The organism is Paraburkholderia sp. BR10936, assembly GCF_040965735.1.
GTDB classification, from domain to species: domain Bacteria; phylum Pseudomonadota; class Gammaproteobacteria; order Burkholderiales; family Burkholderiaceae; genus Paraburkholderia; species Paraburkholderia nodosa_A.
In genome coordinates, this window is record NZ_JBFRCM010000003.1 from 500,785 (window position 1) to 524,046 (window position 23,262).

Annotated in this window: 26 protein-coding genes; 20 read left to right on the top strand and 6 right to left on the bottom strand. The window is 65.3% G+C overall.

Annotation, left to right across the window (positions count from 1 at the left end):
- Positions 1-55: 55 nt before the first annotated feature.
- From gshB to ptsP, 4 genes are all read left to right on the top strand, one after another.
- The gene (gene gshB, locus AB4Y36_RS08820) at positions 56-1,009 is read left to right on the top strand and encodes a glutathione synthase (protein WP_368682763.1); all 954 of its coding nucleotides are present in this window, start codon (positions 56-58) and stop codon (positions 1,007-1,009) included.
- A gap of 428 nt (positions 1,010-1,437) precedes the next feature.
- Entirely contained in the window at positions 1,438-2,019 is a 582-nt protein-coding gene (locus AB4Y36_RS08825) for a PTS sugar transporter subunit IIA (protein WP_368682764.1), read from the top strand.
- 85 nt (positions 2,020-2,104) lie between these two features.
- Positions 2,105-2,374 (top strand): HPr family phosphocarrier protein, encoded by a 270-nt coding sequence (locus tag AB4Y36_RS08830; protein ID WP_042270095.1) that lies wholly within the window; start codon positions 2,105-2,107, stop codon positions 2,372-2,374.
- Between the two features lie 212 nt (positions 2,375-2,586).
- Positions 2,587-4,326, top strand: a complete 1,740-nt coding sequence (ptsP, locus tag AB4Y36_RS08835; RefSeq protein ID WP_069265236.1) for a phosphoenolpyruvate--protein phosphotransferase — start codon at positions 2,587-2,589, stop codon at positions 4,324-4,326.
- Between the two features lie 76 nt (positions 4,327-4,402).
- On the opposite strand, the gene AB4Y36_RS08840 is transcribed toward ptsP, so the two are convergent.
- The 3 genes from AB4Y36_RS08840 to gpmA all read right to left on the bottom strand — a co-directional run bounded on the left by AB4Y36_RS08840 (position 4,403) and on the right by gpmA (position 8,070).
- Entirely contained in the window at positions 4,403-5,164 is a 762-nt protein-coding gene (locus tag AB4Y36_RS08840) for a ThiF family adenylyltransferase (protein ID WP_368682765.1), read from the bottom strand.
- Between the two features lie 175 nt (positions 5,165-5,339).
- Complete coding sequence (locus AB4Y36_RS08845) at positions 5,340-6,920, bottom strand: S41 family peptidase (RefSeq protein ID WP_342949544.1); 1,581 nt, start codon at positions 6,918-6,920, stop codon at positions 5,340-5,342.
- Between the two features lie 400 nt (positions 6,921-7,320).
- A complete protein-coding gene (gene gpmA / locus AB4Y36_RS08850) occupies positions 7,321-8,070 on the bottom strand; it encodes a 2,3-diphosphoglycerate-dependent phosphoglycerate mutase (protein ID WP_069264960.1) in 750 nt (249 codons plus the stop codon).
- A 212-nt stretch (positions 8,071-8,282) separates the two neighbouring features.
- On the opposite strand from gpmA, the gene AB4Y36_RS08855 reads away from it, so the two are divergent.
- The 5 genes from AB4Y36_RS08855 to AB4Y36_RS08875 all read left to right on the top strand — a co-directional run bounded on the left by AB4Y36_RS08855 (position 8,283) and on the right by AB4Y36_RS08875 (position 11,305).
- The gene (locus tag AB4Y36_RS08855) at positions 8,283-8,708 is read left to right on the top strand and encodes a rhodanese-like domain-containing protein (RefSeq protein WP_042270087.1); all 426 of its coding nucleotides are present in this window, start codon (positions 8,283-8,285) and stop codon (positions 8,706-8,708) included.
- The gene (grxC, locus tag AB4Y36_RS08860) at positions 8,705-8,965 is read left to right on the top strand and encodes a glutaredoxin 3 (RefSeq protein ID WP_042270085.1); all 261 of its coding nucleotides are present in this window, start codon (positions 8,705-8,707) and stop codon (positions 8,963-8,965) included. Before AB4Y36_RS08855 ends, grxC begins: the two co-directional genes overlap by 4 nt.
- A gap of 227 nt (positions 8,966-9,192) precedes the next feature.
- A complete protein-coding gene (gene secB / locus AB4Y36_RS08865) occupies positions 9,193-9,657 on the top strand; it encodes a protein-export chaperone SecB (RefSeq protein ID WP_042270084.1) in 465 nt (154 codons plus the stop codon).
- 46 nt (positions 9,658-9,703) lie between these two features.
- On the top strand, positions 9,704-10,702 hold the full coding sequence (locus tag AB4Y36_RS08870) for an NAD(P)H-dependent glycerol-3-phosphate dehydrogenase (RefSeq protein ID WP_368682766.1): 999 nt from the start codon (positions 9,704-9,706) through the stop codon (positions 10,700-10,702).
- Between the two features lie 69 nt (positions 10,703-10,771).
- Positions 10,772-11,305, top strand: a complete 534-nt coding sequence (locus AB4Y36_RS08875) for an O-acetyl-ADP-ribose deacetylase (RefSeq protein ID WP_368682767.1) — start codon at positions 10,772-10,774, stop codon at positions 11,303-11,305.
- Positions 11,306-11,330: 25 nt separating this feature from the next.
- Here the strand turns inward: AB4Y36_RS08875 and trmL are convergent, their stop codons facing one another.
- Together trmL and AB4Y36_RS08885 are read right to left on the bottom strand one after the other, a co-directional pair.
- Positions 11,331-11,801, bottom strand: a complete 471-nt coding sequence (trmL, locus tag AB4Y36_RS08880) for a tRNA (uridine(34)/cytosine(34)/5-carboxymethylaminomethyluridine(34)-2'-O)-methyltransferase TrmL (protein WP_368682768.1) — start codon at positions 11,799-11,801, stop codon at positions 11,331-11,333.
- Between the two features lie 42 nt (positions 11,802-11,843).
- Positions 11,844-12,674, bottom strand: coding sequence for a ComF family protein (locus AB4Y36_RS08885; RefSeq protein WP_368682769.1), 831 nt, complete (start codon positions 12,672-12,674; stop codon positions 11,844-11,846).
- An 87-nt stretch (positions 12,675-12,761) separates the two neighbouring features.
- Between AB4Y36_RS08885 and AB4Y36_RS08890 the strand changes: the two genes are divergently transcribed.
- From AB4Y36_RS08890 to AB4Y36_RS08925, 8 genes are all read left to right on the top strand, one after another.
- Positions 12,762-13,751, top strand: a complete 990-nt coding sequence (locus AB4Y36_RS08890; RefSeq protein ID WP_342949539.1) for a methyltransferase domain-containing protein — start codon at positions 12,762-12,764, stop codon at positions 13,749-13,751.
- A gap of 267 nt (positions 13,752-14,018) precedes the next feature.
- Entirely contained in the window at positions 14,019-14,495 is a 477-nt protein-coding gene (locus AB4Y36_RS08895; RefSeq protein ID WP_069264947.1) for a DUF2244 domain-containing protein, read from the top strand.
- 89 nt (positions 14,496-14,584) lie between these two features.
- The gene (coxB, locus tag AB4Y36_RS08900; RefSeq protein ID WP_368682770.1) at positions 14,585-16,252 is read left to right on the top strand and encodes a cytochrome c oxidase subunit II; all 1,668 of its coding nucleotides are present in this window, start codon (positions 14,585-14,587) and stop codon (positions 16,250-16,252) included.
- A gap of 122 nt (positions 16,253-16,374) precedes the next feature.
- Entirely contained in the window at positions 16,375-17,988 is a 1,614-nt protein-coding gene (ctaD, locus tag AB4Y36_RS08905) for a cytochrome c oxidase subunit I (RefSeq protein WP_069264943.1), read from the top strand.
- Between the two features lie 137 nt (positions 17,989-18,125).
- Positions 18,126-18,266, top strand: a complete 141-nt coding sequence (locus tag AB4Y36_RS08910; RefSeq protein ID WP_208867222.1) for a cytochrome oxidase small assembly protein — start codon at positions 18,126-18,128, stop codon at positions 18,264-18,266.
- A gap of 40 nt (positions 18,267-18,306) precedes the next feature.
- Complete coding sequence (locus tag AB4Y36_RS08915) at positions 18,307-18,885, top strand: cytochrome c oxidase assembly protein (protein WP_368682771.1); 579 nt, start codon at positions 18,307-18,309, stop codon at positions 18,883-18,885.
- Positions 18,886-18,928: 43 nt separating this feature from the next.
- Positions 18,929-19,150 (top strand): DUF2970 domain-containing protein, encoded by a 222-nt coding sequence (locus AB4Y36_RS08920; RefSeq protein WP_069264939.1) that lies wholly within the window; start codon positions 18,929-18,931, stop codon positions 19,148-19,150.
- A 103-nt stretch (positions 19,151-19,253) separates the two neighbouring features.
- Positions 19,254-20,111 (top strand): cytochrome c oxidase subunit 3, encoded by an 858-nt coding sequence (locus AB4Y36_RS08925; protein ID WP_069264937.1) that lies wholly within the window; start codon positions 19,254-19,256, stop codon positions 20,109-20,111.
- Between the two features lie 134 nt (positions 20,112-20,245).
- Here the strand turns inward: AB4Y36_RS08925 and AB4Y36_RS08930 are convergent, their stop codons facing one another.
- On the bottom strand, positions 20,246-20,455 hold the full coding sequence (locus AB4Y36_RS08930) for a twin transmembrane helix small protein (RefSeq protein WP_028201826.1): 210 nt from the start codon (positions 20,453-20,455) through the stop codon (positions 20,246-20,248).
- Positions 20,456-20,560: 105 nt separating this feature from the next.
- On the opposite strand from AB4Y36_RS08930, the gene AB4Y36_RS08935 reads away from it, so the two are divergent.
- From AB4Y36_RS08935 to AB4Y36_RS08945, 3 genes are all read left to right on the top strand, one after another.
- Positions 20,561-21,355, top strand: coding sequence for an SURF1 family protein (locus AB4Y36_RS08935; RefSeq protein WP_368682772.1), 795 nt, complete (start codon positions 20,561-20,563; stop codon positions 21,353-21,355).
- 104 nt (positions 21,356-21,459) lie between these two features.
- Positions 21,460-22,113 (top strand): cytochrome C oxidase subunit I, encoded by a 654-nt coding sequence (locus AB4Y36_RS08940; protein ID WP_069264933.1) that lies wholly within the window; start codon positions 21,460-21,462, stop codon positions 22,111-22,113.
- A gap of 38 nt (positions 22,114-22,151) precedes the next feature.
- Entirely contained in the window at positions 22,152-23,261 is a 1,110-nt protein-coding gene (locus AB4Y36_RS08945; protein ID WP_342949536.1) for a COX15/CtaA family protein, read from the top strand.
- The last annotated feature ends 1 nt before the right edge of the window (position 23,262 follow it).

A 23,262-nucleotide genomic window follows, 5' to 3' on the forward strand; every position in this document is an offset into this window, starting at 1 on the left:
ACCAGGCGCCACCAGGCGTCAAGCAGCGACAGGACAGGGACAAGGCAGAGACGATATGGACATTCTCTTCATCGCCGATCCGCTCGAGCGGTTCAAGATCTACAAGGACTCGACCTACGCGATGATGGCCGAGGCCGCGAAGCGCGGCCACCGGCTCTTCGCGTGCGAGCCTCGGCACCTCGCATGGGTGAACGGCCAGGTGGAGGCCGACGTGCGGCGCTTCACGATCATCGGCGATACGGCGGACCTGCATCGCGAAACGTGGTTCGAAGCCACGGCCGATGCGCGCGCGCTGACCGGCTTCGACGCCGTCGTCATGCGCAAGGACCCGCCGTTCGACATGGAGTACGTCACGTCGACGTGGCTGCTCGAGATCGCCGAGCGCGCGGGCGCGAAGATCTTCAACAAGCCGCAGTCGATTCGCGATCACTCGGAGAAGCTCGCCATCGGCGAATTTGCGCAGTTCGTCGCGCCGACGCTCGTCACGCGCAGCGCGGCGCGCCTGCGCAAGTTCCATGAGGAGCACCAGGACGTGATCCTCAAGCCGCTCGACGGCATGGGCGGCATGGGCGTGTTCCGCGTGAAGGCGGACGGCATGAACCTCGGCTCGATCATCGAGATGCTGAGTCACGACGGGGCGCGCAGCGTGATGGCGCAGAAGTTCATCCCCGAAATCAAGGCCGGCGACAAGCGTATCCTGCTGATCGGCGGCGAGCCGGTGCCGTTTTCGCTCGCGCGTATTCCTCAGGGCAATGAAGTGCGCGGCAATCTGGCGGCGGGTGGGCTCGGCGTCGCGCAGCCGCTCACCGGGCGCGACATGGAGATCGCCAAAGCGCTCGGCCCGACGCTCGCGGCACGCGGCCTGCTGCTTGTCGGGCTCGACGCCATCGGCGACTGGCTCACCGAGGTCAATGTCACGAGCCCGACGTGTTTCCGCGAAATCATGGAGCAGACGGGCTTCGACGTGGCCGCGATGTTCATCGACGCGCTGGAGCGCGCGGCGGCCTGAATCTGCTTTCGAAACGGGGACCGGGCGCATTTGAAGCCCACACCTGGAGCGCGGACTTGAAAGCCTCGCGTATGGCTGCATTTGCCGGATGTGGACGCCTTGCAGGGCAGGCGCCCCCTCCAGACCTTGACTGGCGGGCAGTTTTGGACCACGAAAGGTCGAGCGCGTACGCGGAGCCTGTGAATCGCGCGCGATATCTGTCGCCGCTGTGAGCAGAACCGCCTCGCGTGCGCGAAAATGACCCTGCTACAATGCCGCGAGCCCGCGTTCCGGGCTGGCAAGCGGGCGTCGACGAGACGCTTTGGCTGCCGCGCGGCGCGTGTTCCGACCCTGCGAGCTCACGGCTGGCTGCGGGGTTGGCGCTGCAGGACGCGATCTACGGGGTCGTCCGAGCATCAACCGGAGCCGTTTTTTGCAGTCAAGCTGACATGGCAGGGATTCTGATCATTGCGCACGCACCGCTCGCCACCGCGCTACGCGAGTGCATCGCGCATATCTATGGCGGTTGTCCGGCGCGCATCGGCGCGCTCGACGTGCTCCCCGACAGCGACCCGGCTGAAGTGGTCGCCAAGGCGAATTCGGAGATCGAGCGCCTGCGCGAAGAAAACGGCGCGCTCGTGTTGACCGACATGTTCGGCGCCACGCCTTCGAACATCGCGGCGCGCCTCGCCACGGTGCCCGAGGTGCGCGTGCTGGCCGGCGTGAATCTGCCGATGCTGGTGCGTGCCGTGTGCTACCGGGCAACGCCGCTCGACACGCTGGTCGAAAAGGCGCTGGCCGGCGCGAGCAAGGGCGTGCAGACCATCGGCCCGACCATGCCGCCCGTTGCTCCTGCGAGCGAATGCGCTTGCCCGCCCACGCCCTGCACCGAAACCACTGCGGAGGCGACAAAGCAGGCCGCGAATCCGGTAGCGGGCCAGGGCACCAGCCAGCCCGCAGCCGCGACGCGCGGCGCGGCTTGCACCGGCGGCGTTGCGGCGGGCGTGTTCAGGCCGGCTGGCAGTACCTGAGCCGGCGGCGCGCCAGCGAAAGCCAACAACAAGGCACAGCGAAACAACCCAGTCTCACTTCCACACACCGCGTCCGGATCGACCTATGCTGCAACAAGAAACGACCATCGTGAACAAACTCGGCCTGCACGCGCGGGCGTCGGCGAAGCTGACGCAGCTCGCAGGCAACTATCAGTCGGAAATCTGGATGAGCCGCAACGGCCGCCGCATCAACGCCAAGAGCATCATGGGGGTCATGATGCTGGCGGCGGGCATCGGCAGCACGGTGATGATCGAAACCGAAGGCCCGGACGAGGCCGACGCCATGAGCGCGCTGCTCAAGCTGATCGCCGATAAGTTTGGCGAAGGCCAGTAAGACGCGCGTGGTCATTGCGCCTTGCTCGGAACGCCGCGGTTTGCCGCGGCGTTTTTGTTTGCGGGCGGCGACTGCTGCACAACGCCGCAGTCATGCGCGCACAGGTGCGCATGGCCACATTCCGCCGCGCTGGAATTTATAATCATCGCCGGGGTCTGAGAGAGCGCATTGCAGCGGTTTGCCGCAGCATCAAATAACCAGAGGAGGTGCGCGTGCCGTTCACGCTGCATGGAATTCCCGTATCACGCGGTATAGCCATCGGGCGAGCGTACCTGATCGCTCCGGCTGCGCTCGACGTCGACCATTACCTCATCGAGCACGCGCAGATCGAAGACGAAATCGTGCGCTTTCGCGCGGCGCTGCAGGCCGTGGAGCACGAACTCGACACGCTGCGCGCCGATCTCGCCGCCGACGCCCCTTCCGAAATGGGCGCATTTATCGGTGTGCACCTCATGATCCTGAACGACGTGATGCTCGTACAGGAGACCATCGATCTCATCCGCACGCGCCGCTTCAATGTGGAGTGGGCGCTTACCGAACAGCTCGAACGCCTCTCGCGTCACTTCGACGACGTGGAGGACGAGTACCTGCGCGAGCGCAAGGCCGATATCGAGCAAGTCGTGGAGCGCGTACTGAAGTCGCTCGCCGGCGCCATGCCGCCTTCGCTGCACGGCGGCTGCGACGAGATGATCGTCGTCGCGCACGACATCGCGCCGGCCGACATGCTGCAGTTCAAGGGGCAAACCTTCCAGGGGTTCGTCACCGATCTGGGCGGCCGCACCTCGCACACGGCGATCGTCGCGCGCAGCCTCGGCATCCCGGCCGCGGTGGGCGTGCAGCAGGCGAGCGCGCTGATCCGCCAGGACGATCTCATCATCGTCGACGGCGACCACGGCATCGTGATCGTCGATCCCGCGCCGATCGTGCTCGAGGAGTACACCTACCGTCAAAGCGAGATGGCGCTCGAGCGGCGCAAGCTGCAGCGCCTGAAGTTCTCGCCGACGCAAACGCTATGCGGCGCGAAGATCCAGCTGTACGCGAACATCGAGCTGCCCGACGACGCGCAGGCCGCGCTCGACTCGGGCGCGACGGGCGTGGGCCTCTTTCGCACTGAGTTCCTGTTCATGAACCACAAGAACCACTTGCCGGAGGAGGACGAGCAGTTCGCCGCCTACCGCCGCGCGGTGGAGCTCATGAACGGGCTGCCCGTGACGATCCGTACGATCGACGTGGGCGCGGACAAGCCGCTCGACGCCATGAATGCGGGCGACGGTTACGAGACGGCTGCGAACCCGGCGCTCGGCCTGCGCGCGATCCGCTGGAGCCTGTCCGAGCCGCAGATGTTCCTCACGCAGTTGCGGGCGATCCTGCGCGCCTCGGCGTTCGGTTCGGTCAAGATCCTGATTCCGATGCTCGCGCACGCGCAGCAGATCGACCAGACGCTCGACCTGATCCGCGAGGCCAGGCGCCAGCTCGACGACGCGGGCCTCGCCTACGATCCCAACATCCAGGTCGGCGCGATGATCGAGATTCCGGCGGCCGCGCTCGCGCTGCCGATGTTCCTGCGGCGTCTCGACTTCCTCTCGATCGGCACCAACGACCTGATCCAGTACGCGCTCGCCATCGACCGCGCCGACAACGCGGTGGCCGACCTGTACGATCCGCTGCATCCGGCCGTGCTGCAGCTGATCGCGCATACGCTGCGCGAGGCGAAGCGCGCGGGCGTGCCCGTTTCGGTATGCGGGGAGATGGCGGGCGACCCGTCGTTCACGCGTTTGCTGCTCGGCATGGGGCTTACCGAGTTTTCGATGCACCCGAGCCAGTTGCTCGTGGTGAAGCAGGAGATCCTGCGCTCGCAGCTCAAGACGCTGGAAAAACCGGTGGCGGAGGTGCTGGCCGCTTACGAGCCCGAGGAGCTGCAGGCCGCGCTGCAGCGTGTGGCCCAGGCCTGAGCGTGCACCTGCTGATACGCGAAAATGCGAAAAGCCCCGGCATGTCCGGGGCTTTTTTCTTGACTCGCGCGGGGGTTCAGGCGTGCCGGCGACGCTCGCCGCACACCGGGCAATCCGGCTGCCGTGCCACGCGCATCGTGCTCCACTCCATGCGCAGCGAGTCGAGCATCATGAGCCGCCCGACGAGCGGCGTACCGATACCGCCGATCACGCGCAGCGCCTCGGCCGCCTGCATCGCGCCGATGATGCCAACCGTTGGCGCGAATACGCCCATCGTCGAGCACGCCACTTCCTCGAATGGCTGATCTTCCGGGAACACGCAGGCGTAGCACGGCGAGGCGTCGTCGCGGAAGTCGAACGTGCTGATCTGTCCGTCGAAGCGCAACGCCGCGCCCGAGACGAGCGGCACGCCATGCTTCACGCACGCGCGGTTGATGGCGTGGCGCGTGGCGAAGTTGTCGGTGCAGTCGAGCACGACCGTCGCGCCCGGCACCTGCGCGTCGAGCCACGCATCGTCGATGCGTGTTTGCAGCGCGACCACCTTCACTTCGGGATTCAGGCGCGCGATGGCGTCGCGGCCCGACTCGACCTTCGCGCGGCCGACCGAAGCCGTCTCGTGCATGATCTGCCGCTGCAGGTTGGTGAGGTCGACGGTGTCGTTGTCGACGAGCGTGAGCGTGCCCACGCCCGAGGCCGCGAGGTACATCGCCGCGGGCGACCCCAGGCCGCCCGCGCCCACGACGATCGCATGCGCGTCGAGAAAGCGCTGCTGCGCCTCGATGCCGATCTCGTCGACGAGGATATGGCGGGAATAGCGAAGGAGTTGGTCGTCGTTCATCGCGATGCGCTGGTTCGATGGCGCTGCGATGGACTCGAGAGCCTGAATGGCCCTGAATGGGGGAGCGCGCGCCGGGGAAATACCGTGCCGTTATTGTAACGACGCCAGCGGCTGGAGGAGGGGCGGCCTCGCGACCGGCGCACGAGGCGCACGGGTCGCGAGGCGGTACGGCGTGTTACTTCGCCGGCGCGGGAGCGGAGGCCGGCGCGGCGGAGCCCGGAGCCGGCGCCATGATGAGCGCGCCCGGCTTCACGGCGATCGGCGCGGAAGCCGAGGTCGGCGGCTTCTGCTGCGCGAGGCGGCGCTCCATCGGCGACTTCGATTCGGCCACCGGCTTGCCCTGGAGCTTGTTCAGCGCCTGCTGGAGCATGTAGTCGTCGGTAGAACCGAACTCGACCGGCTTGCGCTCGCGATCCTTCTGGCGCTGATCCGGCGTCTTCTTGTCGTTCTGCTCTTCGAGCTGACGCAGCATGTCCATGCGCTCCTGCTCGCGCACTTCCTGCTCCTTCTTCTCGTCCGGATCCTGCGTGTTGGCGAGGTGGTTCTGGTAGTCCACTTCGCGCGTGACGAGTGCGTCGTCCGGATCGCCGTCTGCGTACTGGTCGACCGCGATATCAGGACGGATGCCCTTGTTCTGGATCGAGCGGCCGCTCGGCGTGTAGTAGTACGCCGTGGTGAGACGCAGCGCCGTGTCGGCCGTCATCGGGCGCACGGTCTGCACCGAGCCCTTGCCGAACGTCGTCTTGCCGACGATCAGCGCGCGCTTCGAGTCCTGCAGCGCTCCCGCCACGATTTCCGAGGCCGACGCCGAGTAGGCGTTGGTCAGCACGACCATCGGCACGGTCTTGAACTCGGCCGCCTCGCCCTTGAGCGGGTCGCCGTCGAACGACGGCAGGCGGTAGTTCTCGTAGGTGTCGCGGTAGACCTGCTTCGAGTCCGGGATCTGGCCGTTCGTCGAGACGACGACCGAATCCGGCGGCAGGAACGCGCCCGCAACGCCGACGGCGCTTTGCAGCAGGCCGCCGCCGTTGTTGCGCAGGTCGAGGATGATGCCCTTGAGGTTCGGCTCCTGGCGCGCGATATCTTGCAGCTTCTGGGCGAGGTCGGGGACCGTGCGCTCCTGGAAGCTCGTGATGCGGATATACGCGTAGCCCGGCTGCACGATCTTCGACTTCACGCTCTGGACCTTGATGATGGCGCGCGTGATGGTGAGCGGGAAGGTGCGGTCGTCGGTCTTGCGGAAGATCGTGAGCGTGACCTTCGTGCCCGGGTCGCCGCGCATCTGCTTGACGGCCTGGTCGAGCGTCATGCCGCGCACCGGCTTGTCGTTGATGCGCGTGATGAGGTCGCCCGGACGGATGCCGGCGCGGTAGGCGGGCGTGTCTTCGATCGGCGAGATGACCTTGATCAGGCCGTCTTCCGACGAGATTTCGATGCCGAGGCCCGCGAAGCGACCCTTGGTCTGCTCCTGGAGTTCCTGGTAATCGGTCTTGTCGAGATACGACGAGTGCGGGTCGAGGCTCGACACCATGCCCTTGATGGCGGCGGTGAGGAGCTTCTTGTCGTCCACCGGCACGACATACTCATGCTTGATTTGACCAAAGACTTCGGCGAAGAGCCTCAGCTGGTCGAGCGGCAGCGGTTCTACGACCGTCTGCTGGGTTTGCTGCGCCTCGGCGGAAATCTGCAGGGTGGCAAATACGCCGGTCGCGAGGCCAGCGGCGATCAGGCCGATGTTTTTCAGGTTCTTTCGCATAGAGTATGTTGCGTGCAGTCGAAAAGGCGCGTGGCAGCGTCTATTGGAAAAGCGACGGACAAGTATAACTGCACACCCGCCGTGGCTGTGTATATGGCGCGTACGATGGGGACTAAGACAGTGCCGCAGCCGCCAGGTTCGCAAACCGTGTGCCGCAATTTTGCTTCTGGCACGGTGCTGGCAGTGCGCTGGCAATCCTGCCAGCCAGGCCCGGAAAAAGACAGAAAAGGGGAATGTGCAACGAATTCCAGCGCGGCCAGAGTGCCGGGGCGAAGCCGCGCGGCGCTTCGCCTGGTGGGAGGGCATGGCCTGCGGACAGGCCGCCGGCCCGACGGACCGGCGGCTGCCTGAATCAACCAGGCATGGCCAGGATGCGGCCGATGAAGGGAAGCACCAAGCCTCAGCCCGCCTTCTTGCCCTGGTTCGCCACGGCGGCCTGCGCCTTCGCGATGGCTTCGGCGTCGCCCAGGTAGTAGTGCTTGATGGGCTTGAGGCTCTCGTCCAGCTCGTAGACGAGCGGCACGCCGTTCGGGATGTTCAGACCGACGATGTCGTCATCCGAAATGTTGTCGAGGTACTTCACGAGCGCGCGGATCGAGTTGCCGTGCGCGGCGATCACCACCTTCTTGCCCGCCTTGATGGCCGGCGCGATCGACTCGTTCCAGATCGGCATCACGCGCGCGACCGTGTCCTTCAGGCACTCGGTGAGCGGCAGTTCCTCGCGCGGCACCTTGGCGTAACGCGGGTCGTTGTACGACGTGCGCGAGTCGGACGGCTCGAGCGCCGGCGGCGGCGTGTCGTAGCTGCGGCGCCAGACCAGCACCTGCTCGTCGCCGAATTTGGCCGCCGTTTCGGCCTTGTTCAGGCCCGAAAGCGCACCGTAGTGACGCTCGTTCAGGCGCCACGAGTGGACCACGGGCAGGTACATCTGGTCCATCTGGTCCTGCACGTGCCAGAGCGTGCGGATCGCGCGCTTGAGCACGGAGGTGTAGGCGATGTCGAACGTGTAGCCGGACTCCTTGAGCAGCTGGCCTGCCTGCTGCGCTTCGCGGTTGCCCTGCTCGGTGAGGTCGACGTCCACCCAGCCGGTGAAGCGGTTTTCCTTGTTCCAGGTCGATTCGCCGTGGCGGATGAGTACGAGTTTGTACATGAGGATGCCGGTCGGTAGTGAAGGAAGCGGTAATCGGGGACGGAAGACGCAACACGGCAGCAGCGCCATGGCGGCGGTCCAGGTCCGGCGGGTGGCACGCCCGGGCTGGGGGGCGGTAACCCTGCGACAAACGGTTATTTTATAATGAGCGGATTGTCCGAATCCGATTTCGCACGATTTCTCCGACTTTCCCTTTTTCCGGCGGCCCCTCCGTGACGTTCTTCACCAATTACATCAACCTTGTACTCATCGCGATCGTCCTCATCTCAGGAGGGTTGCTCCTTTGGCCGACGCTCAAGCGCGGCGGCCGCGGCGGGGTTTCCACCGCCGAGGCGACGCAGCTCATCAACCGCCGCAACGCGGTGGTGGTCGACCTGCGTCCCGCGGGTGAGTTCGCGAAGGGTCATCTGCCCTCGGCGCGCCAGGTTGAATTCGGCGAACTCGAGACGAAGATCGGCCAGCTCGTGAAGAACAAGAGCAACCCGGTGTTGCTGGTCTGCCAGACGGGCCAGCAGTCGCACAAGGCGCTGCGCCTCGTGAAGGACGCCGGTTTTGCCGAAGTCCACGTGCTGGACGGCGGCGTGAACGCCTGGCAGCAGGCCGGTATGCCGGTCGTGAAACAAGGAGGTTCGAAGTGAGCAAAGTGGTCATGTACAGCACCCAGGTGTGCCCGTATTGCCAGATGGCCGAGCGTCTTTTAAAGTCGCGCGGCGTCGAACACATCGAGAAAGTGCTGATCGACCGGGACCCGGCGCGGCGCGAAGAGATGATGACGCGCACCGGCCGGCGTACCGTGCCGCAGGTTTTCATCGGCGAGACGCACGTGGGCGGTTACGATGACCTCTCCGCGCTCGACCGTGCGGGCGGCTTGATGCCGCTGCTCGAAGCCGCCTGAGGTTACGGGCGGATTCAAGGCCTGATTCGCAGCCCGATAGCCTTGCGGCCTCGGTCCGCAGGCGGGCTGCGCAGCGTGACGTAGCGACGCAGGGTTTCGGCCCGCGCGAGCCAGTGAGGCTTGCGCGGGCCTGTTGCCGTTCATTGCCGTAGCGCGGCGCATTTTCGGGACGCTGAGATGTCACGAGGATGCCGCCGCGATCCATTCAATCAGGGAAGCCATACACCATGTCTGACGAGAACAACCAGCCGTTCTTCAATATCCAGCGCATTTACCTCAAGGACATGTCGCTCGAGCAGCCGAATTCGCCGGCCATCTTCCTTGAGCAGGACATGCCTTCGGTCGAAGTGGAAGTCGACGTCAAGGCCGAGCGCCTCGCCGAATCGGTGTTCGAGATCATCGTCACCGGCACCGTCACGGCCAAGGTCAAGGACAAGGTTGCGTTCCTGATCGAAGCCAAGCAAGCCGGCATTTTCGACATCCGCAACATCCCGGCAGAACAGGTCGATCCGCTCGTCGGCATCGCATGCCCGACCATCCTGTTCCCGTACCTGCGCTCGAATATCGCCGACGCGATCACGCGCGCGGGCTTCCCGCCGATCCACCTGGCCGAGATCAACTTCCAGGCGCTCTACGAGCAACGCCTGCAGCAACTCGCCCAGCAAGACGGCGCAAGCAGCGCAACGCACTAAAGCGTACGTTGATAGTTTCCACGAACTACCGGTGCGGAGTATCGGAATGAACATCGCCGTTCTCGGCGCCGGAGCGTGGGGCACCGCGCTGGCAGGGCATCTCGCCCAGGCGCATCACACGCTGTTGTGGGCGCGCGATGGCGCGCTCGTCGACACCTTGCGCAAGACGCACGAAAACGCCCGCTACCTCGCGGGCGTCGCGCTGCCCAGCAATCTCGAATACGAAACGGATCTTGCCGCCGCGCTCGACCATGCGTCGGGCGAGGCGGATCTCGTCGTGCTCGCCACGCCCGTGGCCGGCCTGCGCGGCATGCTTTGCACACTGCGCGACATGGGCCGCGTGCCCGCGCACTTCGTCTGGCTCTGCAAGGGCTTCGAAGCGCAAACGCAATTGATGCCGCATCAGGTCGTGGCGGCCGAGCTGCCGGGCCACGCGAGCAACGGCGTGCTTTCGGGGCCGAGCTTCGCGCGCGAAGTCGGCGAGGGCCTGCCTGTCGCGTTGACGGTGGCGAGCGCCTCCGCCGGTTGTCGCGAGCGCACGCTCGCTGCGTTCCATCACCGCGCGATGCGCATCTATACCGGCGACGACGTGGTCGGCGTGGAGGTGGGCGGCGCGGTCAAGAACGTGCTCGCGATCGCGACCGGCATTGCCGATGGTCTGGGCCTCGGCCTGAACGCACGCGCGGCGCTCATCACGCGCGGTCTCGCCGAGATGACGCGCCTTGGCGTCACGCTCGGCGGGCGTGCCGAGACCTTCACGGGGCTGACCGGCCTCGGCGACCTCATCCTCACCGCCACGGGCGACCTCTCGCGCAACCGCACCGTGGGCAAGCAGCTCGCGAGCGGCCGCACGCTCGACGATATCCTCGCCGCACTCGGTCACGTGGCCGAAGGCGTGCGCTGCGCGCAGGCCGTGCTGGCACTCGCGCGCGCGCACGGCATCGACATGCCGATCACCCAGGCGGTATGCGCCGTGCTGTTCGACGGTGTCACGCCGCGCGACGCCGTGAGCGCGCTGCTGCGGCGCGACGCGAAGGCGGAGTAGGGCGCTTCGGTCCTGCTGCGCCAGGTTTTGAGCACGCTTTGCGTGGACCGGATCGCAAAGGAGGACCGTATGCTGACCATCGGAAACTGCCGCATCGAAGCGCAGGCCGTCGACATCACCACGTTGAAGGTCGATGCGATCGTCAACGCCGCGAACGAATCGCTGCTCGGCGGCGGCGGCGTGGACGGCGCGATTCATCGCGCCGCCGGGCCGGACCTGCTGCGCGAATGCGAGACGCTGAACGGCTGTCCGACCGGCGACGCCAAAATCACCGGCGGCTATCGCCTTCCCGCGAAACACGTCATCCATACCGTGGGCCCCGTCTGGTACGGCGGCGGCCGTGACGAAGCGCATCTGCTCGCTTCCTGCTACCGGCGCTCGCTCGAGTGCGCGCGCGAGGCGGGCGTGACGAGCATCGCGTTTCCGGCAATCAGTTGCGGCGTCTACCGTTTTCCTGCCGACGACGCGGTGGCGATTGCGGTATCGACCGTGATCGACGAGCTATCGAAATATCCGACGCTCGAACACGTGATCTTCGCGTGCTTCGACAATGCGATGCTCACGCGCTACGAGCGTGAGCTTGCGGCGCGCGGCAGGGCGTAGGGCGACGCGGTACAACGTACCCGCGTCATTCGCCGCCTTCGAATCCCGCTTGACGCCACGCTTCGAACACCACGACCGCAACTGTGTTCGAGAGATTCAGGCTGCGATTGCCGGGTCGCATCGGCAGGCGCACGCGCTGTGGCGTCGCAAAGCGCTCTAGCACCGCGTCGGGCAGGCCGCGCGTTTCCGCGCCGAACACGAACCAGTCGCCCGGCTGGAACGCATGCGCATGAAAGCGGCCCGATCCGCGCGTCGTGAACGCGAACATGCGCGACGGGTCCGGCGCTTCCTTGACGATGAAGGCATCCCAGTCGGCGTGCACGTGCATCTGCGCGTACTCGTGGTAATCGAGGCCCGCGCGGCGCATTTTCGCGTCGTCGAGGGGAAAGCCGAGCGGTTCGATCAGATGAAGCCGCGCACCGGTGTTCGCGCACAGGCGGATCACGTTGCCGGTGTTCGGCGGAATTTCGGGTTCGACGAGAACGACGTTGAACATGACGATGAAACTCTCTCGATGTCTTGAATAGTGTGAGGCCGATCAGTCTTTCGGCGTGCGTAGCGCGACGAAATTGGTCACGCGCCGTGCGCCCGCGGCCTTGAGCGTGTGCGCGAGCGCGTCGAGCGTGGCGCCCGAGGTCATCACGTCGTCGACGACGCCCACGTGCAGGCCGGCAAGCGGCCGCGCGAGCGCGAAGGCCCGGCCGACGTTGCGGCGGCGCGTCTCGCGATCGAGCTTCGATTGCGGCGCCGTATGCAGGATGCGTCGTACGAGCGTGGCGTCCGCGGGCGTGCCCAACCGGCGCGCGAGCGGCCGCGCGATCTGCCAGGCCTGGTTGTGGCCGCGCTCGATCAGGCGTTCGCGCGAGAGCGGCACCGGCACGACGATCTCCGGCATGCCGTGCTCATCGCCCATATCGTGTGCGGCCAGCGCCAGGCGTCGCGCAAATTCCTCGCCGAGCGCGAGGCGCGCGCGAAACTTCAGGCCACGCGCGAGCAGGTCGAGCGGCGCGCGATAATCGGCGAGCGCGAGCGTGGCGTCGAACGCAGGCGGTGCATCGGTGCAGGCCTCGCAGCGGTAGCGTGCGCGTCCCGCCGCACCGCGCCTGTGCGCGAGCGGCATCGCACAGACCGTGCAGCGCAGGCGCGGCTCATTCCAGTACGCGGCATCGCAGCACACACAGAGCGTGGCTCGCGTCAAATTGCCGCATAATGGGCACAGATTGGGCAGCACGAAGTGGGCAAGCTGTGACGGCAGCGCCCGCGCTTTTCGACAGACGCGCGCAACGCCCGCAAGACGAGTGCGGTGCGAAGCGGGCGGTGTGACGCCCGCTGCGTTGCGTGCGTCACGAGAAGAAGGGCGCGGCGGCATCGAAAGACGGCCCGGGCAGCGGGCTCGCGTGACTGAAAGGAAAGGAGTGAGCGAGTATACTTCGCAGACTTCGCCAATACGACCGACATGTCCCCGTCTCCCGCAAGAACTGGCCGTCCGGACTATGACACCCGGCACCTGCGGCGCATCTTCGATCGCCGTGCGGCGACTTTCGACGACGTTGCCTTCCTGCCGCGTGAAATCGCGCAACGCATGCGCGAGCGCCTCGAGTACATCAAGGTGAAACCTGCGGCCGTGCTCGACATCGCGTGCGGCCAGGGCGACGACCTGCCCGGCTTGCGCGAGCGCTTTCCCGAAGCGCCCGTGTTCGGCACCGATCTCTCCCTCGCCATGCTGCGCCGTGCCCGCGAGCACGACGCCCCCGACACGAGCTGGCGGCGTTTCCTGCCCGCAACGGTCGGCCGCGCCCTCGGTTCGCGCGGTCCGCGGGTTGCGCAGGCCGACTTCGCCGAACTGCCGTTCGCGCACGGTGCGTTCGAGCTGCTGTGGTCGAATCTCGCACTGCATTGGCATCCGCGCCCCGACCTCGTGTTCGGCGAGTGGCAGCGCGTGCTTAAGGTCAACGGCTTGCTCATGTTCAGCACGCTCGGCCCCGACACGCTCAAGGAGCTGCGCGGCGCGTTCGCCGAAGTCGAAGCCGCGCACGGCGTGCCGACGCGCGCGCACGTCATCGATTTCGTCGACATGCACGATCTCGGCGACATGCTCGTGGAGAACGGTTTCGAGATTCCGGTCATGGACCAGGAAACGCTCACCATCACCTACAAGACGCCGGAGAAGCTGCTCGCCGACGTGCGCCGCTGGGGCGCGTATCCGTTCGAGCGCAACGGCGATGGCGACAGTGAGAACGGTGGCACCGCGCGGCGCCTGCACCGTGCGCTCGTGGCGGCGCTCGAGGCGCGCCGCTGCACGGACGGTCCGCACGCGGGCACGATCCCGCTGACCTTCGAGATCATCTACGGCCACGCGTGGAAGGCCGTGCCGCGCACGACCGCCGAAGGCCATGGCATCGTGCGCATCGAAGACATCGGCCGGGGTCCTGCAAGGAATCGGTAACGTGGTAAGGGGGCTTTCGTTATGCCTGAAATTAGCGCCGGAAAAGCCTTGGGGAAATGCTTGAAAAATCGCTGTAAAGCCCGTCTGGTATGGGTTCGCGGGCGATTGGGCCTTGCTTGTGAGGGCTGGGGATCGCGCCTATAATGCGTCAGTTTGCTGCGCGGAAGGGTCCCCAAATTCCGTTGTGGCAAGTCCAGATGTTCCCGTAGTTGTGCGAGGCGCGACGCGGCGATAGTCTGGCGAAGTTGCAAGTGGGGGAAGCGAGCGATGCAGGCGTCTGATCTGCTGGCGAGTCCGGAACCGGTCCTGAAAGACTGGATCATGAAGCGCAACTGTTCGGTTTCGCCCAGGCAATTCGTGTTCTTCTATGTTTCGCTGGCGCTGGTTTCCATCGCGATCGCCGTTCTGTTGTTGATCCACGGCGCCTGGCTGGTTTTGCCGTTTACCGGTATCGATCTGTTGGTAGTAGGCGGCGCTTTTGTCATCTATGCGCGCCATGCTGTCGATTACGAACGTATCAGGCTTTATCCGAACCGGCTGGTGATCGAACAGATGAGCGCCGACGCGCTCACGCAGTTCGAATTCAATCCCCGCTGGGTCCGGGTCGAGCCGGGCGCGACCCCACGCGACCCGGTGCGTCTCGTGTCCCGCGGTCAGGCGGTCGCTGTCGGGTTGCATCTGCCGCAATATCGGCGTGCGCAGTTCGCGCGGGAACTGCGTGCCTGGCTTGCGCGCGCGCCTTGATGCGCGGCGCGTGAGCTTGCCGGTTGGCGGTACGAGCGTCCCAGGGGGCGCCCTGGTTGCAAAACCTTCCTGCGGGGTCGAGGGTTTGAATGGAAATTATGGGTAAGGAAGCTATGAAAACAATCAAGCGAGCCCTCCAGGGCGTGCTGGCGTGCAGCGGATTCCTCGTCGCCGGCGCGGCACTCGCAGTCGGAGACAGCCCAGGCGGCCCTGCGGTCAACGAGATCAATTTCCAGCCGCCCGTCACGCGCATCGCCGAAGAGCTTTACAGCCTCCACATGATGATGCTGCTCTTGTGCGTCGTGATTTTCGTCGGCGTGTTCGGCGTCATGTTCTATTCGATCTACGCGCACCGTAAGGCGAAGGGCCACAAGGCCGCTCACTTTCATGAGAGCACCACGGTCGAAATCATCTGGACGGTGGTGCCGTTCATCATCGTCGTGCTGATGGCGCTGCCCGCCACCAAGGCCGTCGTCGCGATGAAGGACACCTCCAACGCCGACCTCACGGTAAAGGTCACGGGCTACCAGTGGAAATGGGGCTACGACTACGTGAAGGGGCCGGGCGAAGGCATCAACTTCCTCTCCACGCTCAGCACGCCGCGCTCCGAGGTGAACAACCGCGTGCCGATCACCGATACGTACCTGCAGGAAGTCGACAATCCGCTCGTCGTGCCGGTCAACAAGAAAATCCGCGTCATCACCACGGCCAACGACGTCGTGCACTCGTGGTACGTGCCCGCGTTCGGCGTGAAGCAGGACGCGATTCCGGGCTTCGTGCGCGACACGTGGTTCAGGGCCGACAAGGTCGGCACCTATCGCGGCTTCTGTACCGAGCTGTGCGGCAAGGAGCACGCGTTCATGCCGGTCGTCGTCGAGGTGCTCTCCGACGAGGACTACGCGAAGTGGGTCGATACGCAAAAGGCGAAGATGGCCTCTGCCAACGACGACCCGAACAAGACCTACACGCTGGCCGAGCTCAAGGAGCGCGGCGAAAAGATCTACAACTCGAACTGCGCGGTGTGCCACCAGCCCACCGGCAAGGGCGCGGGCGCGTTCCCGGCGCTCGACGGCAGCAAGGTCGTTCAGGGTCCGCTCGCGGAGCACGTGAGCATCGTCCTGCACGGCAAGAACGCCATGCCATCATGGGCGCCGACGCTCAACGACGTCGAGATCGCATCGGTCATCACGTTCGAGCGCAACTCGTGGGGCAACCACACCGGCGACATTCTGCAGCCGCGTCAGGTGGCCGACGCGCGTAACGGCAAAATGCCCGAGGGCGGCGGCACGACGGCGGCAGCGGGCGAGGGCGCCGCGAGCGGCGCGGCCGCGGCAAGCGGCGCGGAAGCCGCTAGCGGCGCGGCCCAAGCGAGCGCGGCGAGCGGCGCGGTCCCCGCAAGCGGCGCGGATCAGGCGTCGGGCGCAGCGGCGCCGAGCGCAGCCGCGTTGCCGGCGAGCGTCTACTTCGAAGTGGGCAAGAGCACGCTGCCCGCCGACGCGAAGGACGCCATCCAGGCGGCAGCCGATTACGCGAAGGCGCATCCGGACGCGAAGTTCACGCTGTCGGGCTACACCGATTCGAGCGGCAACGCCAGCACGAACGCCGACCTCGCCAGGCACCGGGCGCAAGCAGTGCGCGACGCGATGAAGGCGGCAGGCATCGCCGAAGACCACATCATTCTGAAGAAGCCGGAAACGATCACGGGCGGCGCGAACGCGAAAGAAGCGCGTCGGGTGGAGATCAGCGCGGCGGCCTGAACGGGCCCGCGCCATAAGAACAAGCAGCAAGAGACGCAAAAGCAATTCGCTTCAGCATTTCAATTGCATGGGGCTGGAGTCAGGCGCCAAAGCGCCAAATCCGGACCGACAGGAGATAAGACATGTCTAGCATCGGACACGATGTAGCTGGCGGGCACGGTCACGTGCACGGCGACCACGCGCACGCCACGCCCCACGGCTGGCGCCGCTGGCTGCTCGCGACGAATCACAAGGACATCGGAACGCTATATCTGCTCTTCTCGTTCGTGATGTTCCTCTCGGGCGGCGTCATGGCGCTCGCCATTCGTGCGGAGCTGTTCGAGCCGGGCATGCAGATCATGCGCCCCGAGTTCTTCAACCAGCTCACCACGATGCACGGTCTCATCATGGTGTTCGGCGCGATCATGCCGGCGTTCGTGGGCTTCGCGAACTGGATGATTCCGCTGCAGATCGGCGCCTCGGACATGGCGTTCGCGCGCATGAACAACTTCAGCTTCTGGCTGCTGCCCGCCGCCGGCTGCCTGCTGGTCGGCTCGTTCTTCTCGCCGGGCGGCGCGACCGCCGCGGGCTGGACGCTCTACGCGCCGCTTTCCACGCAGATGGGCCCGGGCATGGACTTCGCGATCTTCGCGCTGCACATGATGGGCGCCTCGTCGATCATGGGCGGTATCAACATCGTCGTGACGATCCTGAATCTGCGCGCGCCCGGCATGACGCTCATGAAGATGCCGATGTTCGTGTGGACGTGGCTCATCACCGCCTACCTGCTGATCGCCGTGATGCCGGTGCTCGCGGGCGCCATCACGATGCTGCTGTTCGACCGCCACTTCGGCACGAGCTTCTTCAATGCGGCCGGCGGCGGCGACCCGGTGATGTACCAGCACATCTTCTGGTTCTTCGGGCACCCCGAGGTCTACATCATGATCTTGCCGGCGTTCGGGATCGTTTCGCAGGTGATTCCGGCGTTCTCGCGCAAGCCGCTGTTCGGCTATAGCTCGATGGTGTACGCCACGGCGTCGATCGCGATTCTCTCGTTCATGGTCTGGGCGCACCACATGTTCGCCACCGGCATGCCGGTCACGGGCCAGCTCTTCTTCATGTACGCGACGATGCTGATCGCCGTGCCGACGGGCGTGAAAGTGTTCAATTGGGTCGCCACGATGTGGCGCGGCTCGCTCTCGTTCGAAACGCCGATGCTGTGGGCCGTGGGATTCCTGATCGTGTTCACGTTCGGCGGTCTCTCGGGCCTGATGCTCGCCATGGCGCCGCTCGACATCCAGTATCACGGCACTTACTTCGTGGTGGCGCACTTCCACTACGTGCTGGTGGCGGGGTCATTATTCGCGTTGTTCTCAGGGTGGTACTACTGGGCGCCAAAATGGACCGGCTGGATGTACAACGAGACGCGCGGCAAGATCCACTTCTGGTGCTCGCTCATCTTCTTCAACCTCGCGTTCCTGCCGATGCACTTCGTCGGCCTGGCCGGCATGCCGCGACGCTATGCCGACTATCCGGCCCAGTTCACCGACTGGAACCAGGTGATCACGATCGGCGCCTTCGGCTTCGGGCTTTCTCAGGTGTACTTCCTGTTCTTTGTCGCGCTGCCCGCGTATCGCGGCGGCGGCGAGCTGGAACAGGCCGGCGACAAGCCGTGGGACGGCGCAACGGGCCTCGAGTGGACCGTGCCGAGCCCGGCGCCGTTCCACACGTTCGAGAACCCGCCGACGGTCGAGTAACCCGTTGAGTGGGTGGCGTCCGGCTGTGCGCAGCCGGACGCGAACGAAGCACGCGGTCTTCACGCAGTCTTCATCGGAGCACGTACGAGAGGCGATTCACGATGCAAGGAGAAGCCGCGGCCAACCGCGCTGAACGCATGACCCGGGATCCACAAAAAAGACGCACGCCCGAGCAGATCCGCGCGGGCAATCTGCGGCTCGGCCTCATCTTGCTGGCTGTCGTAGTCGGTTTCTTTGTGGCGGCCGTCGTCAAGCAGGTGTATTTCCCCGGCCACTGACGCGCAGGGCGTTTGCCGGAAGATCGTTCGAGGAAGTTCGATGTCCACGCAAGCTGGAAATGATCGCGCATTCAACCGGTCGATGCTCATCAAGCTCGCCGTGGTGGCGCTGCTGATGTTCGGTTTCGGTTTTGCGCTGGTGCCGATGTATCGAGCGATCTGCCGGGTCACAGGCATCAACAACCTGGTGCAGCGCGACGCCACGGAGCGCGAGGCGCGCAACACGCAGGTGGACAGGACACGCACGATCTCGGTCGAGTTCGACGCGAACGCACGCGGGCTGCTCGGCTTCAAGCCGGAGCAGACGAGCCTCGACGTGCATCCGGGCGAAGTCATGACGGTGATGTACGACATTTCGAACAACGAAGGACGCACGATCGACGCGCAGGCCATTCCGAGCTACGCGCCGAAGCAGGCGACGGAGTACTTCCGCAAGATCGAATGCTTCTGCTTCACGCAGCAGGTCCTGAAGGCGAACGAGACGAAGCGCATGCCGGTGGTGTTCGTGATCGACCCGAAGCTACCGAAAGACGTGAAGACGATCACGCTGTCGTACACGTTCTTCGAGCTGAACAAGCCGGCTGTGCCGCCGCCGCCGAAGCAATCGGCGGGCGCGTGAGCCTTCAGCGCCGAAGTCAACGATGCCAGGAGGCGAAAGGCGCATGAGTGACGAACATGGCGGAGCGGGGCCGGCGAAGAAGAAGGGCGGCATCCTGCAGTTGATGAAAGCGGTGGCGTGGTCCTTTCTCGGCGTGCGCAAGCGCGCCGACCTCGAAGACGACGCGGCGAATCTGCACCCCGTGCAGTTGATCATCGCGGGCATCATCGGCGCAGTGCTGTTCATCGTCGTGCTGCTGTTGATCGTGCACGCGGTGGTGGGATGAGCGAGTGCGCGCAACGCTGCGCACGAAGCAGTGAATAACGAGGACTCACTCGGACAAATGCAGCCGGCGATGTCCGGTGCAACTGGAAACTGGAGAAACAGGCATGAGCGGCCAAAACGATAGCCCGTACTACTTCGTACCGCACCCGTCGCGGCATCCGATCAGCGCGTCCATTGGGCTTGTGGTCATGCTCGGGTCGCTCGCCTCGTGGATCAACGGCGAGTCGTGGGGGCCGATCGGTGTGCTCGTCGGCCTGCTGTGGCTGCTCTTCACGCTGTGGCACTGGTTCGGCGACGCCATCGCCGAGTCCGAAGGCGGCATGTACGGCAAGCGCGTCGATGTGTCGTACCGGTGGAGCATGAGCTGGTTCATCTTCTCCGAAGTGATGTTCTTCGGCGCGTTCTTCGGTGCGCTTTTCTACGCGCGCGCGATCGCCCTGCATCAGCTCGGCAGCCTCGACTACAGGCTGATCTGGCCGGACTTCTCCGCGGTGTGGCCGAACAACGGTCCCGCGGCACTGGTCTCGCACTTCCGCTCGATGACGCCGTGGCCCGTGCCGACCATCAACACGGCGCTGCTGCTTTCCTCGGGCGCGACGCTCACCGTTTCGCACCATGCGCTGCGCGACAATCATCGCTCGAAGGCCATCGCCTGGCTCGCCGCGACGATCGTGCTGGGCGTGTGCTTCCTCTTCCTGCAGGCGTTCGAGTACATCCACGCGTACGGCGAGCTGAATCTCACGCTCGCTTCGGGCATCTACGGTTCGACGTTCTTCCTGCTCACGGGCTTCCACGGCTTCCACGTGTTCCTGGGCGGCACCATGCTGACCGTCGTGATGATCCGGCTCATTCGCGGCCACTTCACCGCGGAGCATCACTTCGCCTTCGAAGGCGCGGCATGGTACTGGCACTTCGTCGACGTGGTGTGGCTCGGCCTCTACGTCGTCGTGTACTGGCTGTGATGCGGGGTGCGCCGCGCAGGCCGCGGCGCGCGAGCCGGGAACGAAACAAGGCGCCCCCCGACCTCGTCGGCGCGGCGCCTTGTGTTTTCCGGAATGCGGTTTGCGCGGCGGTGTTCGGTGACGGTCAGCGGTGCTCAGCGACCGTAGGGAATCCCGGTGGACTGAATCCAGCCCATCCAGTGCGCGAACAGGATGAACAGAAAGAGCGAGATGGAAAGGCCCACGCGCGTGGCGAGCGACCAGACCATCCGCTTGGTGCGGCCCCGGTCGTGCATCATGAAGTAGAGCGCGGAGATCATGCTCGCGATGATCAGCGCGAACGCAACCGGGACGAGTATGTGCATGAAGTTCACGGAATTTGGCATGCCTGAAAACGTCTGTCTCATTATCGCACCACGCTGCGTGGCGCGGGGTTCGATCACCGGTATCTCACGCATGGGACGTGCCCAATGAAAATCCGGCTCGTCCCCACGCTGCTCATCTTGATCGTGATGGCCGTGACGATCCGGCTCGGCTTCTGGCAGCGCGACCGCGCGCATCAGAAGGAGGCGCTGCAGGCGCAAATCACGCAGTACGAATCGTCTGCGCCGCAACCGGTGGGCGCCGCGCCGCTCCCGCTGAAGGACATCGAGTTCCATCGCGTGCGGGCGACGGGCACCTTCCTGCCCGAGCGCGTGGTGTATCTCGACAATCGTCCGTATAACGACCAGCCGGGTTTTTATGTCGTGATGCCGCTTAAACTCGAAGGCGGCGGCTACGTGCTGGTCAATCGCGGCTGGCTGCCGCGCAACGTCGCGGACCGCGCCGCGATCGCGCCCTATGTCACGCCGCCTGGGCAGGTCGTAGTCGAAGGCATTGCGCGCGCAAACGCCTCGCGTGCGTTCGAACTCGGTGCGGGTGGCTCTGCAGCGCATCAGAAGATACGGCAGAATCTCGGCGTCGCTTCCTACGCTGCGGAAACCGGGTTGCCGCTGCAATCGTTCGTGATCCAGCAAACCGGCTTCGTGCCGGCCTTCAAGGACGGGCTCGTGCGCGACTGGCCGGTGCCGGATACCGATGTCGAGCGCAACTACGGCTACATGCTCCAGTGGTGGGGCATGGCGCTCGCGGCCCTCGGTTTCGGTCTGTTTGCGGCCCGTAAAGCTGCGAAAAGCGCTGCGACAAAAGCGCGCACCGAAGGCGAAGCCGGGCGGCACGCCGAAGAGTCCGCAGGGCAAGACGCAGGCAGCGCGAAGGACGCCTGATGATCCGTCGGACGAATCGATTCGATCCCGACATGATCCGGACAATGGCGCTGCGCGTGCAGCACATGGACAACTGAAAGCGACAGAAGCGAGGTTCCACGAGAGTGTCGACGCAATCCCCCCGTTCCGCCCAGGCCAGACAAGCCGCACAGCCGGCCGCCACGTCCGCGCAGAATCACGCGAAGCGGCGTGGCCGCTGGACGCTGCTCATCATCATGCTCATCTGCGGCGCGCCGATCGCGATTTCGTACTTCTCGTACTACGTGATCAAGCCGAAGGGCGGCTCGACGAGCTATGGCACGCTCATCGAGCCGCAGCGGCCCATTCCCGGCGCGCTCATGGTGACGGGCGACGACGGCCATGAAGTGCCGCTCGCCTCGCTCAAGGGCCGCTGGCTAATGATCTCGGTGAATGGCGGCGCCTGCGACGAAGCCTGCGCCACGAAGCTCTATTTCATGCGCCAGGTGCGCGCGACGCAGGGCCAGGAGCGCGAGCGCATCGTCACGGTCTGGCTGCGCACCGACGACACGAGCGTCCCCGCGAAAGTGAAGGGCGCCTACGCGGACACGCGCGTGTTGCGCGCCGATCCGGTCGCCGTCGCGGCGTGGCTGCCCGCGACGCAGACGACGAACGACACCGACCACATCTATCTGGTCGATCCGAACGGCAACCTGATGATGCGATTCCCGGCGCAAGCCGATCCGTCGAAAATCAAACAAGACGTCACTAAACTGCTCAAGTGGTCCCGCATCGGTTAAGGTGCGCAGCGCGAGTCTGACAGAGAAGAGTAAGAGAGATGTTTATCCTGGAGCTGGGCCTGATCGGCCTGTGCATCGCGTTGCTGCCGCTCTCGTGGGTCTGGGTCAAGGCCGACGACAACAAGTTTCGCAAGCTCGTGTGGCTCACGACGTTCATGACGCTCGACCTCGTGATGTTCGGCGGCTTTACGCGCCTGACCGACTCGGGTCTCGGCTGTCCTGACTGGCCGGGCTGCTACGGCACGTCGTCGCCGTTCATCGCGCACGTGCAGATTGCCGCGGCGCATCTGGCCATGCCGAGCGGCCCCGTGAGCATGACGAAGGCGTGGATCGAGATGATCCACCGCTATTTCGCCATGGCGATCGGTGTGCTGATCATCGCGCAGATGGCGATTGCCTGGCGCGCGCGCATCAAGCGCCTGCCGCTGCATGTGTCGCCGTGGTGGCCCACGGCGCTGCTCGGGCTGATCCTCGTGCAGGGCGTGTTCGGCGCGTGGACGGTGACGATGAAGCTGCAACCCATCATCGTCACGACGCACCTGCTGCTCGGCCTCACGCTGCTCGGCTCGCTCGCCTGGCTCGCCGCGCGCATGACGCCGCTGCCCGCGTACGAGCCGGACGCCGCGCGCTGGCGCATGGCCGCGCTGGCGGCGCTCGTGCTGCTCGTTTTGCAGATCGCGCTGGGCGGCTGGGTGAGCACGAACTACGCGGTGCTGGCCTGCACCGACTTCCCGACCTGCAACGGCGCGTGGATTCCGCCGATGGATTTCCATCACGGCTTCCACGTGTGGCGCGCGCTCGGCATGGACGGCAACGGCGACGTGATCACGCAGGACGCGCTCGTCGCGATCCACTGGACGCACCGCACCTTCGCGTTCGTCGTGATCGCTTATCTGGTATGGTTCGCCCTCAAGTTGCGACGCTATGCCTCGCTGCGACGCCCGGCAAACTGGATCATGATCGTGATCTTTATCCAATTTCTGACAGGGCTATCCAACATCGTGCTGCAGTGGCCGCTGCCCGTGGCAGTGGCGCACAACGGTGGCGCGGCGATCCTGCTGCTTTTGGTCGTCGTGCTAAACTTTCGAATTGCTTGTAGCCGCCCCGGCCGCGCCGTTCTCCCTGCGCGCGACACCGCTGCGGTGTGAT